Raw genomic sequence first — 13038 nt, 5'->3', positions numbered from 1 at the left:
GGGTTTAGCAGGCGACTCCGGAGATGCCATTAATACCCCACCCCAACCCTCCCCTTCGCAGGGGAGGGAGCCGACCGGCGCTTTTACTCCTCCCCCTGTGAAGGGGCGGGAGCTGGCCGAAAACGTCTTCTTCTGCGAAGGGGATGAGAAAAAATTTAATCAAAGGAACCCGATTTATGCTCAACACCAGAACAAAAATGCTCGCCACACTGATTGGCCTCACATTGGGAAGCACGGCAGCGCAGGCGGCGACACCGGCTGATTCGCTGGTGATGGCATGGAATATTGACGCGATCAGCACCTTTGACCCGGCGCAGATCGGCGAAGTGGTGACCAATGAAATCATCAAAAACACCTGCGATACACTGGTGGATTTTGATCCGCAAGACGAATCCAAAGTGATCCCCCGTCTGGCGAAAAGCTGGGATATCTCACCGGATCGCAAACAAATCACCTTCCACCTCAATACCGGCATGACCTTCCCGTCCGGCAATAAGGCCACGGCGAATGACGTCGCTTGGTCGTTGCAGCGCGTGGTGCTGCTCGGTTTCGGTAACTCCGCCACCCTGACCGAATACGGCTTTACCAAAGATAACGTCAGACAGCGCATTACCGCGCCGGATGACAACACGCTGGTGATGACTTTCGACCAGCCGTACCCGACCAATCTGGTGTTGCAGGCCATCGCCGCTAACAACGTCTCGACCACGCTGGATAAGGCGCTGGTGGAGAAAAATGCCGTCGGTGACGACATGGGCAACAAATACCTGACCACGCACACCGCCTGCGTCGGAGCCTATCAGCTGATGCGCTGGAACGCCGGTGAAGGCGTGGTGCTGCAGGCGAATAAAGATTACTGGGGCGCGAAGCCGAAACTGCAACGCATCCTGATCCGCCACGTCGCGGAAACCGGTACGCAGCGCCTGCTGCTGACGCAGGGGGATGTGGATATCGCCCGTGATCTGGCACCGGACGATTTACGTGATCTGGATAAAGGCGGTCAGGTCAACGTGGAGAAAGTCCTCAAGCCGCAGCTGTTTTTCTGGACCTTTAACAGTGAAGACCCGATTTTCAAAAACCCGAAAGTGCGCCTCGCGATGCGTTATCTGATTGATTATCAGGGGCTGGCTTCCACCGTGATGCCGTATCTCGGTGTGCCGCGCGCCAGTTTCGCCCAGCTCGGCGCTTTTGGAGCGCTGGATAAAGACGCCGGACAGCCGTTCAAACTGGATCTGGCGAAAGCCAAACAGTTGCTGACCGAAGCCGGTTATCCCGACGGATTCTCCGCCAAACTGATCATCGGCACCCTGCCGCACTCCGCGCCTATCGCCCAAAGTACGCAGGAAAATGCCTCGAAAATCGGCGTAAAACTCTCGATCGAAAGTATGGCCAATGCCCAGTTATTCAGCCGCGTGCGCGGACGTGAATTCCAGAGCGCCATGATGGCGTGGCAGACCTCGGTGCCGGACGCGCACGGCAACGCCTCGCGTCTGGTCTACAACCCGGACAACAGCAAGGAAGCCAAGAAAACCCAGTACCCGAGCTGGCGCGCCTCGTATTTCGATCCGGCGATGAACAAAAAAGTCACCGAAGCCCTGCTCGAACCGGACGAGCAAAAACGTATCGCGCTCTACCACACCTTACAGGAAGAGCAGATGCAGCAAGGCCCGATGGCGATCATGTTCCAGATGTACAACACCGCCGGTCTGACCAAACAGGTCAAGGACTGGACGTGGAACGGCTTCCGCGTGTATTACGCGCTGGCGTCTAAATAAGCATTACACACTCATCAGGGAGCGCCCGATGTCGCAACTCGATCCGACCGCGGCGGGAATGTCACCCGCTGAACCTCTCTGGCTGCGGCTGCGCGAAAGCGCCGCCCGGCTGGGTAAATTGCTGGTTTCCGTGTTCTGCACATTACTGGGGCTGGCGGCGCTGACCTTTTTTATTGGCCGCCTGCTGCCGATTGATCCGGTGGTGTCAGTGCTCGGCGATAACGCCAGTCAGGAAGCCTATCAGAAGATGTATCACCTGCTCGGGCTGGACAAACCGCTGTGGGAACAATTTGCTCTCTACCTGAAAAACGTCGCGATGCTGGATTTCGGAAACGCGCTGACCACCGGCAATCCGGTCACCACCGATATCGCCCGCGTGTTTCCGGCCACGCTGGAGCTGGCGACGCTGGCGGCGCTGATCGCCACCTGTCTGGGCATTCCGGCGGGCGTGTTGTCGGCGATGTACCGCAATACCTGGTTTGATCACTGCATCCGCTTTATCGGCCTGCTGGGACATTCCGCGCCGAATTTCTGGCTGGGGCTGATGGGGCTGGTGCTGTTTTACGCCGGACTCGGCTGGATCGGCGGGCCGGGGCGTATCGACTTTATGTATGAATTTGACGTGCAAAAAGTCACCGGGTTTTATCTGATCGACACCGCGCTGACCGGCAACTGGGAAGCCTTCCGCAACGTCTTCAGCCACCTGATTTTACCGGCGTCAATTCTTGGCCTCAGCGGGCTGTCGTACATCAGCCGCATGACCCGCAGTTTTATGATTGAACAACTCGGGCAGGAATATGTGATCACCGCGCGCGTCAAAGGGCTGTCGTGGGCGCGCAGTGTGTGGATCCACGCCTTTCGCAACGTCGCGGTGCAGGTGGTGACGGTCGTCGCGCTGTCTTACGCCTTTTTACTCGAAGGCGCGGTGCTGACCGAAACCGTGTTCGCCTGGCCGGGTTTTGGCCGCTACCTCACCAACGCCATGCTGGCGGGCGACATGAACGCCGTGGTCGGCTGCTCGTTACTGATCGGCGTGATTTTTGTGGCGCTGAACCTTATCTGCGACCTGCTTTACCGCATCTTTGATCCGCGAACCCGTCAGGAGCAATCATGACCGACTCCGCTAAACCTCATCTCACTGCCCGTCCGGCGTTTTCCCTGCGGGCGTGGCTCGATGCCCCGGTTCCGGCCACGCCGTGGCAGGCGCGTGTCCAGCAAAGCCTGAACCAGTGGCGGCGCTTTCGCCGGAATACGTCGGCGCTGTTCGGGCTGATCGTCATCCTGTTTATCGTCGCGGTCGCCATTTTCGCGCCGTGGCTGGCGACGCACGATATTTATGCCCAAAACCTGCACCTGCGGCTGGCACCGCCGGACCGGGAATACTGGCTGGGAACCGACGAACTCGGACGCGATATTTACAGCCGTCTGATTTATGGCGCACGCATCACGCTTTATATCACCGGCCTGACGGCGCTGATTGTCGGTCCGCTCGGTTTGCTGGTCGGCACGCTGGCGGGCACCGTCGGCGGCTGGACGGACACCATTCTGATGCGCATCGTCGATATCTTTCTGGCGTTCCCGAGCCTGATCCTGGCGCTGGGTTTTGTCGCCGCCCTCGGCCCCGGCATCGAAAATGCGATTATCGCGATTTCGCTTTCCGCCTGGCCGCCGATTGCCCGGCTGGCACGCGCCGAAGCCTTGTCTATCCGCAAAATGGATTACGTCGCCGCCGTGCGGTTACAGGGTGCGTCGCAGATGCGCATCATCCTGCGCCACATCATTCCGATGTGTCTGCCGTCGGTGGTGGTACGTCTGACGCTCAACATGGCGGGGATTATCCTGACCGCTTCCGGCCTCGGTTTTCTCGGCCTCGGCGCACAGGCACCCAGCCCGGAATGGGGCGCGATGCTCTCTTCCGGCCGCCAGTTCATGATGACTCACTGGACGATTGCGGCCATTCCCGGCCTGTCGATTCTTTTCACCAGCCTGGCGTTTAACCTGTTCGGTGACGGCTTGCGCGACGTACTGGATCTGCGCCATGACTGAGACATTGCTTGATGTACAAAACCTGAATATCCGCTTCAAAGGCCACCGGCAGGAAAACCACGCGGTGCGCGGGATCTCCTTCTCGGTGGGACGCGAAAAAGTGGCGATTGTTGGCGAATCCGGTTCCGGCAAATCGCTCACCGGCCGGTCGCTGCTGAAACTGACGCCGCAGGGTGCCAGCGTCAGCGCCGACCGCATGCAGTTTGGTGATATCGACCTGCTCAGCACCGGCGAGCGCCAGATGCGGAAAATCCGCGGCAAACGCATTTCGATGATTATGCAGGATCCGAAATTCTCGCTGAATCCGCTGATGCGCGTCGGTCATCAGATTAACGAGGCGTATCGCATTCACTTCAATGTCAGCGAAAAAGAAGCCCGCATGAAAGCGCTGGCGATGCTGGAAGCGGTGAATATCCGTGACCCGGAGCGGGTCTTTGATCTCTATCCGCACGAGATTTCCGGCGGCATGGGCCAGCGCATCATGATCGCCATGATGCTGATCCCGGAACCTGATCTGATTATTGCCGACGAACCCACGTCGGCGCTGGATGTCACGGTGCGTCAGCAGGTGCTCAGCGTGCTGAATGATTTACTGGCACGGCGCAAAACCGGCCTGCTGTTTATCACTCACGACCTGAGTCTGGTCTCGAGTTTCTGCGACCGCGCCCTGGTGATGTACGCCGGGCGTATTCTCGAAGAAATCTCAGCCGATCAGCTGCATAACGCCAGACATCCTTACACCCGCGCCCTGCTCGCCAGCCAGCCGGATTTACAGCATCCGGTAGACATGCTCGCCATTCCGGCACGCGACCCTGCGTGGCTGACCGGCCCGGTATACCGCTACGGAGAAGCCTGCTGATGACCACATTCATCATCCCGCCACCGCTCACCGCCGACCGGATGATCGAGACCGTCGATCTGAGCATTACCTTCGGCAAAGGCCATCACCGCAAGACGGTGGTCGATGGCGTGACCCTGCACATCGCACGCGGTGAAAGTTACGGACTGATCGGCGAATCCGGCTGCGGAAAATCGACCATTCTGCGCACGCTGACCGGTCAGAATACGCAGTACAACGGCGCGATTTTGTATCAGAACCGTGAGCAACATCCGGTGCGCGATAAAGACTATTACCGGCAGGTGCAGATGGTGTTTCAGGATCCGTATGCCTCGCTGCATCCGCGCAAAATGGTGTATCACACGCTGCTGGAACCGCTGGTGATCCACGGCATGGACCGCCGTGAAGAACGCATCAGCGACGTGCTCAATGCCCTCGGCCTGAGCGACGCCTTCCGTTACCGCTATCCGCATCAGCTTTCCGGTGGCCAGCGTCAGCGCGTGGCGCTGGCACGGGCGCTGATCATCGAACCGCAGGTGTTGCTGCTCGACGAACCGACTTCGGCGCTGGACGTGTCAGTGCAGGCGGAGATCCTCAATCTGCTGAAAAAACTGCGCCGTGAACGCAACCTGACTTACCTGATGGTGACGCACGATCTGGCCGTGGTCGCGCACCTGTGCGACCGCGTCGCCATCATGCATCAGGGAAAATTGCTGGAAGAACTGACTGCCGGTGAAATCCGCAGCGGTGACGCCCGCGAACCTTATACCCAACAATTTCTTGCCGCCAGCCGCCACTGACGCCGTTGAAGGAAATACCATGAATGTGATTGAAGCCATTGCCCGCTGGTGTTGCAGCCAGCCCGATTTCAGCGCGACGGCCCGCCGCAAAGCCCGCGAGGCGATCACCGATACGCTGGCCTGCCTGTACGCCGGACAGGATGATTTTTCCAGCCGGGCGGTGCGTGCTGCCAGCGAAACGTATTTCACCCCGCACGCCAGTTCACGGTTAGCTGGCGGCGGACGTGCCCCGGCGGCCATCGCGGCGCTGGTCAACGGCACGGCCGCGCACGCCATCGATTATGACGACAACTTCGCGCCGGGCATGAGCCATGCGTCTGCGGTGCTGGTTCCGGCGCTGCTGGCGGTCGCCGATGACATCCGCGCCAGTGGCGAACAACTGGTACTGGCGTATCTGATCGGGCTACAGGCGCAGGCGTTTGTCGGGTCCGGCGTCGCGCCTTCGCATTACACTGCAGGCTGGCACGGCACCTCGACCGTCGGCTGCATCGGCAGCGCAGCCGGGGTCGCCTGGCTGATGGGGTTGGATCAGGCCGGTATCGCGCGCGCGTTGAGCAATGCCGTCAGTTTTGCTTCCGGCACCAAAGGGCAGTTCGGCACGCCGGTCAAACCGCTGCACGCCGGATGGGCGGCCCGCAATGCGGTGGACGCAGCGAATTTCGCCCGCCAGCAGATGCTGGGGCGCATTGATATTCTGGAAGCGCCACAAGGCTTTCTGGAAATGTTTGGCGGCCAGACACCGCCGGGCTGGGATATTCCGGCCATTTTGGGCACTCATCTGCATGTCATTGAAACCACCGGCGTGATGCCGAAACGTCATCCGTGCTGCGGCTCGACGCACATGATTATCGATGCGCTGGATGATCTGCGTGCGCAGCATGATTTCAGCGACGACGACGTGCTGGCCGTTGATACGCTGGTCGGCATCGCCAATCTGCGCAATCTGGCGTATCCGCAGCCGGTCAACGAAATGCAGGCACGTTTCTCGATGCAGTACTGCGTCGATACCTGGCTGCGCCACGGCTCGCTGGGCGTCAGTGATTTCACCCCTGCGCGGGTCGCAGAACTCGCTGAACCGGCGCGTCTGGCCCGCATTTCCATGCGCTGCTATACGCCGGAACAGGAAGCCGGGCTGCCGCCGGAGGAGCGCCTGACCCATGAGGTCACGCTGACGTTGCGCGATGGCCGCACCTTACAGGCGGGCCGCAAGCTGGCGAAAGGCAGCAACCGCGAGCCGTTCAGCGACGCTGACAGACTGCGAAAATTCACCGACTGCTGCGCGACGATGAGCAATGCCAGCGGCCTTTTCCGCCAGCTTAACCGGCTGGAAGAACAGGAAGATCTGGAATTTTTAGCCGCATTGTTTGACGAGCCTTTGCGCGATGGCGCGCAAGGTTGAGTGCAAGAAAAACGGCGTGCCGGGCATTTTTACGTGATGCCTCGCAGGGATGAAAATCCGGCGAAAATGCCCCTTTCTTACGTGTGGGGCAACGCCTATTCTCGCGGCTCAGGGAACTCAAGAAAGGCGATCTCAGTGACCTGAGGGTGCATAAATTTCCGCTGGAAAAGCAGCAGGCTTTGCTGGGTTATTGCTGGCGCGAAGAAAAAATTGAACTGTATCTGCTCAGCCTGGATTCGCATGAGAATTTCTATCAGGATCATAAAAATCACCGCAAAGGCGATTTGAAGATGATGAAGTGAAAAGCAATGCATTTGCATTGGCAATGCAAATGCATTACGCTGACAAAATTGCTCAAATAAGCATCATTATGGAGTCTCATTATGTCAGCCTCGGCACTATGGGGAATAAAATTCGAAGCCGAATCCAAAGTCACCCGCCGCTTCCAGACCACCATTCCGGCCACTATCCGTAAGGCATTAAATCTCACCGAAAATGATCGGATCCAGTACAAGATTTTGCCAGACGGGCAGGTGGTTATTTCGAGGCAACTCGAAGAAGCGGAAGACCCTGTTATCAGTGCCTTTCTCGGTTTTGTGGCAAAAGATATGCTCAATAACCCGGAAAATATGCAGCCGGTAACATTATCCCTGCATGAAAAAATCAATGTACTGACCGCCGGGATGGCTATCGATCTTGAGAGCCCGCTTTCTGACGATGACGAGTAAAGGATTATGCACAATCAGGCCATGGAGATTAACGGATGGACCCTTCTCGCTCATCCTCTGATCCTGCAACAAATACAGGCACTCACTGATCAGGTTGTTTTACTGCGCCGCAAAGATCCGGCGGGCTATAAAAGTAAAAATGCCACCAAACGGCTGGCTGCGATCAATAAGCTGATGTTTGACGTTATCCCGCAGGATCCGGCGCGTGTTGAATTCCGTCAGGGCGATACGTTAGGCGGGGAATTCTCACACTGGTTCAGGGCAAAATTCTTCCAGCAGTACCGTTTGTTTTTCCGTTACAACCTGAAAAGCCGGATCATTATTTACGCCTGGGTGAATGATGATAAAGAATTACGCGCTTACGAAAGCAAAACAGACGCATACCGGATGTTTCGCAAGATGTTGAAAAGCGGTGAACCGCCAGACAACTGGCAGGCACTTTTCGAGGCGTCAGGGAAAATGATGGCTCAGGAAGAACAGCCGTAGTCGGGCAAACTACAGGCGAAAAAAAACCTGCTTTAAAAGCAGGTTTTTCAAATGTGGTCGGCGAGAGAGGATTCGAACCTCCGACCCACTGGTCCCAAACCAGTTGCGCTACCAAGCTGCGCTACTCGCCGAATGGGGCGCATCTTACTGCGACCCCCTCAGAGCGTCAATGGCTTTTTAAAACATCCGGACTGACTGACCAGAAATTATCCGATGCGTTGCCAAAATGACCTATAGCTTCTGTTCTGCCTGAGGTTTGGCACACCAGTTATTCGCCGGATTAATACCTCCATCTGGCGAGGTGTAACCCAGACAACCCAGAATCGAGTCGAATAACTCAACATGGCGTTTCTTCGCGCCGATACGCTGCTGCGCCTGCAATTGCTCAAACGCCAGTTTATGATCCGGCTGCTCGAGGAAACTGTCGGAAGCCCACACCATCATCGGCACGCGGAACTGCTCCGGCGGCGCCATCTCGCGCGGCGTACCGTGCAGATGCGAGTTCTCATCAATAGATTCACCGTGGTCAGATGCGTAAAACACCAGCGCTTTCTTATCGCGCAGCTGATCAATCACGTTATCGATAAAGGTATCGGTGTACAGCACGCTGTTATCGAAAGCATTGATCAGTTCCGCTTTGGTGCAGGTGTTGCTCTTACATTCCGGCGTATAACGGGCGTAACTGCGCGGATAACGCTGGGAATAGAGATAGTGCGAGCCTTTGGTGTGCAGGATCACCAGATGCTTACCTTTCGGATGCGTTCTCAGGGATTCCTGTAACTCATTGACCAGCAACATGTCATCGACCGGCTTACCGTCGTTGCGCTTTTCCGAGGCAATAATTTCGCGGAAGGAGAAATTATTGGTGTCGGCATTGTTGTAGAACCACAACTCGCTTTGCATGGCGAACAGTTCGGAGGTGAATCCCAGCGACTTCATCACGGCAAAGATATTCTGCTCTTTCAGGGTACGCTGCGGGTTATCTGCCGTACCGCCTTCGCGCACGAACATACAGCGCAGAGAGAGCTTAGTGGCCGTATCGCAGGACGTCCCGCGAAACGCCACCAGATTCTTCTCTTTAGACAGCCGCGGCGTGGTATCGCGCTCGTAACCTAAAATGCCCATGTGATCCCAGCGGGTGGTTTCACCGATGATAAACACGACATAAGTGTCATCAATGTCAGCAGGCGCCACGTAGGTGAAGTTCTTCGCCGGATCAAAGTAATTACCCGCATCCCGGCTTTCATCCACCTGCGTATACGCATACAAACCCAGCGCGGCCAGCCAGTTAGACGGCAGATAGGAGTGCGCGACCACACCGCCATAACTCGGCAAATCCACGTTGGTTTTTTTCTCATTCACGCTCTGCGCGTGATCAAGGGACCGCAATGGCAGCCAGACCAGCAGCACCGCCGCCAGCAATACGCCTAACGGTATGAGGCGCTGCCCCGGCGTTTTTATCTGTTCGATCAGCGTCAGGCGCAGGTTGTTTTTCCAGATAAGGAACAGCGGTATCGCGCTGACCAGTGCCATCCAGATAAACAGGTGATAGCCAATGATCTCTTTGCTCAGATCGATGTCGGTGGTCATGACCGACACCACAATGCCGTAGCCGATCACCACATTGAACATCACCATGTAGTAGCTGGCCGCCACGGAAATCAGTACCAGCAAACTGGCGATAATGCGGAAAAACAGCCGTCCTCCCAGCGAGAGCAAACGCAGAACAAAAAAGGTAAATAAGACGATGGCACAGACTTCTGTGACAGCCTGAACCAGTTCTGCCGACGTGAAATGATTGACCAATGCGGCAAAGCGGCGCTGGAACACAGAGACATTCAGGAAGATGCCAATGTAAATCGCTAACAATAAAGAAATATTTTGCTGCGATAGAGTCTTCACTCTATTCATGAAAAGTCACTTTCCTAACGTATTTTGAAAAATCTGGAATCATTGTGACATGTTTATGCCGGACTGGTTCACAGATTATGCTGAGAATGAGGTTTTATGCGGCTTTCAGAATTGTTCCGCATGAACAGCGGCGTCGTGTTTTCTTTCTGAATCTTTTCCGTTTCCATGAGAAAAGGCGTTAAAAAGCAAAAAGGAGGCCGAAGCCTCCCTGACATTTTTGCATTTTTTATGTCACAACAATCCCTGGTGCAGGCGTTGCGGAACAGCACGTTATTTCAGATGCGTTATTTCACGTTCAGCGTGACGTCGATATTGCCACGGGTCGCGTTGGAGTACGGGCAAACCTGATGCGCTTTTGCCACCAGTGCTTCGGCTTCGCTGCGTTCAAAGCCCGGCAGGGTGATATCCAGCTGCACTTCGATACCGTAACCGCCCGGAATCGCACCAATACCTACCGCGCCTTCGATTTTAGCGTCAGCAGGGATTTTAATTTTTTCCTGCGCGGCCACGGCTTTCAGTGCGCCGAGGAAACAGGCGGAATAACCGGCAGCAAACAGCTGCTCAGGGTTGGTACCGCCACCCATGCCGCCCATTTCTTTAGGTACGCCCAGTTTGACGTCAAGAACGCCGTCATCGGAAGTCGCACGGCCATCACGGCCACCGGTAGCGGATGCATGAGCACGATACACAACTTTTTCAATAGACATATTTCGTTCCTTATCAGTGAAAGAGATTAGTAAATTTTAAACGATTTAATCGCACACTACTTATTTGATACTACCAGACGACGCTAAAAATGCTTTCAGACTCGTCTGTTTACCTGATTCAACGTCTTCAGACTCAGGCTTTATCCTGAAGTTTAGCCCGTAAGACTTCCAGCTGCTGTTTCAGTGCCACGATTTCGCCGACATCACATTCCGTGGCACACAGAATGGCTTCGGGAATGCCCTGCGCTTTGTCGCGTAACGTTTTGCCCGCCTCCGTCAGGGAAATGATCACCTGACGTTCGTCGGCTTTGGCGCGCTGACGTACCAGCAAACCGGCGGCTTCGAGACGTTTGAGCAACGGCGTTAACGTCGCCGAATCCAGAAACAGTTTTTCGCCGATGTCAGACACCGTGACTTCATCGCGTTGCCACAGCACCAGCATCACCAGATATTGCGGATACGTGAGGTCGAGCTGGCCGAGCAATTTTCGGTAAACCTTATGCAGCGCCAGATTCGCGGAGTACAGCGCGAAACACATCTGTTGATCCAGATGCAGCATGCCGTTTTGTGTGGAGCCGGTGTCTGTTTTCATGTTCATGTCGCCAATATATATAGCGCGCGATATTATCGCAAGCACTTTTAAAAAAACTCTCAGCGGCCTTGATCAGAAGCCCGTGATCCGCTGCAACATATAGGGATAAAACGGGTTGGACGAAACCCGCATCAGCTGGTCCATACTCACCACCAGCGCGCCATTTTCACCCCGGGCGGCCAGCGTCCCCAGACGGATACCAAACTGCGCAGGCCCCTGCGGATTGCGCCCGTACAGCGAATCGTCCGTCGGGAAAGGCAGCGCGACGTGCGATAACGAATAGAATTCAGACGGGTAATTCAGCCCCAGCGGACTGACCGTGACCGCACCCTGCCCCGCCGCCGTGGTTTTCGCCACAGCCGCCGCATCATCCGGCGAGGCATTGGTGATCACCGTCGTCTGATAAGCGCGTGGCGGTGCAGGCAGCAAACGCTCCACGGCGGTTTCTGACGCCGGACGCAGCAACGGGCCGACGTACGCACTGCGGTTAATATCAAACAACACCAGCTGACTGCCGTTGGCGGGGAGCTGATTAAACAGCGCCGTCACCACCGCACGGGCGCTGACGGTGGAATCGACAACAGACTGGAAAGCCAGCAACGGCGGTAACTGTGCCAGCTTGCCGGATGCCGCGTCCCGGCTGATCTGCTGCTGTAAAACATGGGTCAGCAGATAGGATTGCCGGGCGGCTTTCACCGGGAAGGAATTGTATTTAAACGGGTTAAATTCCGGCATCAGGTTCAGCCAGGCAGTTTTGGCGAAGGCCGGAAAAATAGCCGGCCAGCCCGCATATCCGGCGAAGCGTGCAAAACTCGTCACGCCAATCATCGGGGAGATCAGCACCACGCGGGAAGGACGCGCCAGTGCAGGATCATCGAGCGAATCCAGCGTGTATTTCATTGCCAGCGCGCCACCATTTGAGAAACCGACCAGTTGCAGCGGCACCTCCGTCCCTGCCACACGCCGCGCCTCACGCACCGCCAGCCGCGTCGCCGCCAGCCACTGTTCCCAGTCCACCCGCGTCAGACCGCCGGGTACCGTTCCATGACCGGGCAGGCGGATACCGACCGCCACAAACCCACGGCGACGGTAATCTTCTGCGATATGCCGCAGGCTGTACGGGGAATCCGTCAGCCCATGCAACAGCACCACCGCACCGACCGGCTTACCGTCGGGCATCAGCTCATAAGAGCGGTTCCAGTCCTGCGCAAAATGCTCCGGATAAATCGGGCTGCGATCGTAATAACGGTTGAGCGGGATCCGCTCCTCGCGATCCAGCTTATCCGTCACCTGCTGCTTCACTTCCACAAACGCCTGCTGCTCGGCACGCAAATACGCGGGCCAGTCGCTCTTATCCAGCTGCTCCGTACTCAGTTCGTCCGGTACCAGCTTATGCCATGGCTCAAGCGGCGGTCCCTGCAACGCGTCATAAGTCCGCACAGCCAGCAGCGTAATAATCACCAGAATCAGCGCCAGCAACAGCTTTTTCAGGCGTTCAGAGAGATGACGAAGTTGCATTAAATAGGGGTTTCCTAAAGACAGTTTCGGAGAAAGACAGCATTTAAAAGATATGCCCTTCCTGAGCATTATTGGAAATAATCATAATGCAATTACCTTGAACGGTAGCTGCACAAAGCGCAAATTTTCGCCCCATTTTTGTTCAGTTGCATGACTTGCGTGGTGCAACAATTATACAGGCCGGTCATGCAACCAACCGTAAACCCAGCAATATCAAGGGATAATAATCTGGCACAGG

Annotated in this window: 13 protein-coding genes and 1 tRNA gene; 9 read left to right on the top strand and 5 right to left on the bottom strand. The window is 56.3% G+C overall.

The window, feature by feature from the left end; genetic code table 11:
- Window positions 1–176 precede the first annotated feature (176 nt).
- The 9 genes from EYY67_RS14410 (at window position 177) to EYY67_RS14370 (ending at window position 8072) form a co-directional block, all read left to right on the top strand.
- Entirely contained in the window at window positions 177–1775 is a 1599-nt protein-coding gene (locus EYY67_RS14410; RefSeq protein ID WP_131693777.1) for an ABC transporter substrate-binding protein, read from the top strand.
- A 28-nt stretch (window positions 1776–1803) separates the two neighbouring features.
- A complete protein-coding gene (locus EYY67_RS14405; RefSeq protein ID WP_095923953.1) occupies window positions 1804–2889 on the top strand; it encodes an ABC transporter permease in 1086 nt (361 codons plus the stop codon).
- Window positions 2886–3821 (top strand): ABC transporter permease, encoded by a 936-nt coding sequence (locus EYY67_RS14400; protein WP_095923954.1) that lies wholly within the window; start codon window positions 2886–2888, stop codon window positions 3819–3821. The genes EYY67_RS14405 and EYY67_RS14400 overlap by 4 nt, the downstream gene beginning before the upstream one ends.
- Complete coding sequence (locus tag EYY67_RS14395; protein WP_095923955.1) at window positions 3814–4680, top strand: ABC transporter ATP-binding protein; 867 nt, start codon at window positions 3814–3816, stop codon at window positions 4678–4680. The genes EYY67_RS14400 and EYY67_RS14395 overlap by 8 nt, the downstream gene beginning before the upstream one ends.
- Before the next feature lie 41 nt (window positions 4681–4721).
- The gene (locus tag EYY67_RS14390) at window positions 4722–5459 is read left to right on the top strand and encodes an ABC transporter ATP-binding protein (protein WP_232770452.1); all 738 of its coding nucleotides are present in this window, start codon (window positions 4722–4724) and stop codon (window positions 5457–5459) included.
- Window positions 5460–5478: 19 nt separating this feature from the next.
- Window positions 5479–6858 (top strand): MmgE/PrpD family protein, encoded by a 1380-nt coding sequence (locus EYY67_RS14385; protein ID WP_131693775.1) that lies wholly within the window; start codon window positions 5479–5481, stop codon window positions 6856–6858.
- A gap of 83 nt (window positions 6859–6941) precedes the next feature.
- Entirely contained in the window at window positions 6942–7160 is a 219-nt protein-coding gene (locus EYY67_RS14380; protein ID WP_047609900.1) for a type II toxin-antitoxin system RelE/ParE family toxin, read from the top strand.
- Window positions 7161–7241: 81 nt separating this feature from the next.
- Complete coding sequence (locus EYY67_RS14375; protein WP_013573435.1) at window positions 7242–7586, top strand: type II toxin-antitoxin system PrlF family antitoxin; 345 nt, start codon at window positions 7242–7244, stop codon at window positions 7584–7586.
- A gap of 6 nt (window positions 7587–7592) precedes the next feature.
- Window positions 7593–8072, top strand: a complete 480-nt coding sequence (locus EYY67_RS14370; RefSeq protein WP_131693774.1) for a type II toxin-antitoxin system YhaV family toxin — start codon at window positions 7593–7595, stop codon at window positions 8070–8072.
- Window positions 8073–8126: 54 nt separating this feature from the next.
- On the opposite strand, the gene EYY67_RS14365 is transcribed toward EYY67_RS14370, so the two are convergent.
- The 5 genes from EYY67_RS14365 to EYY67_RS14345 all read right to left on the bottom strand — a co-directional run bounded on the left by EYY67_RS14365 (window position 8127) and on the right by EYY67_RS14345 (window position 12800).
- Window positions 8127–8203, bottom strand: a tRNA-Pro gene (locus EYY67_RS14365).
- A gap of 100 nt (window positions 8204–8303) precedes the next feature.
- The gene (gene eptB, locus EYY67_RS14360; protein WP_119825509.1) at window positions 8304–9983 is read right to left on the bottom strand and encodes a kdo(2)-lipid A phosphoethanolamine 7''-transferase; all 1680 of its coding nucleotides are present in this window, start codon (window positions 9981–9983) and stop codon (window positions 8304–8306) included.
- Between the two features lie 284 nt (window positions 9984–10267).
- Window positions 10268–10690 (bottom strand): organic hydroperoxide resistance protein, encoded by a 423-nt coding sequence (locus EYY67_RS14355; RefSeq protein WP_013573432.1) that lies wholly within the window; start codon window positions 10688–10690, stop codon window positions 10268–10270.
- Between the two features lie 133 nt (window positions 10691–10823).
- Window positions 10824–11282 (bottom strand): MarR family winged helix-turn-helix transcriptional regulator, encoded by a 459-nt coding sequence (locus tag EYY67_RS14350; RefSeq protein ID WP_119825511.1) that lies wholly within the window; start codon window positions 11280–11282, stop codon window positions 10824–10826.
- A gap of 72 nt (window positions 11283–11354) precedes the next feature.
- Window positions 11355–12800, bottom strand: coding sequence for an alpha/beta hydrolase (locus EYY67_RS14345; protein WP_095923962.1), 1446 nt, complete (start codon window positions 12798–12800; stop codon window positions 11355–11357).
- Window positions 12801–13038: the final 238 nt, after the last annotated feature.

This window comes from Rahnella victoriana (assembly GCF_004330295.1).
In the GTDB taxonomy this organism is placed as follows: Bacteria; Pseudomonadota; Gammaproteobacteria; order Enterobacterales; family Enterobacteriaceae; genus Rahnella; species Rahnella victoriana.
Note: the sequence above shows the minus strand (reverse complement) of the source record. Positions and strands in the feature narration are given on the sequence as shown.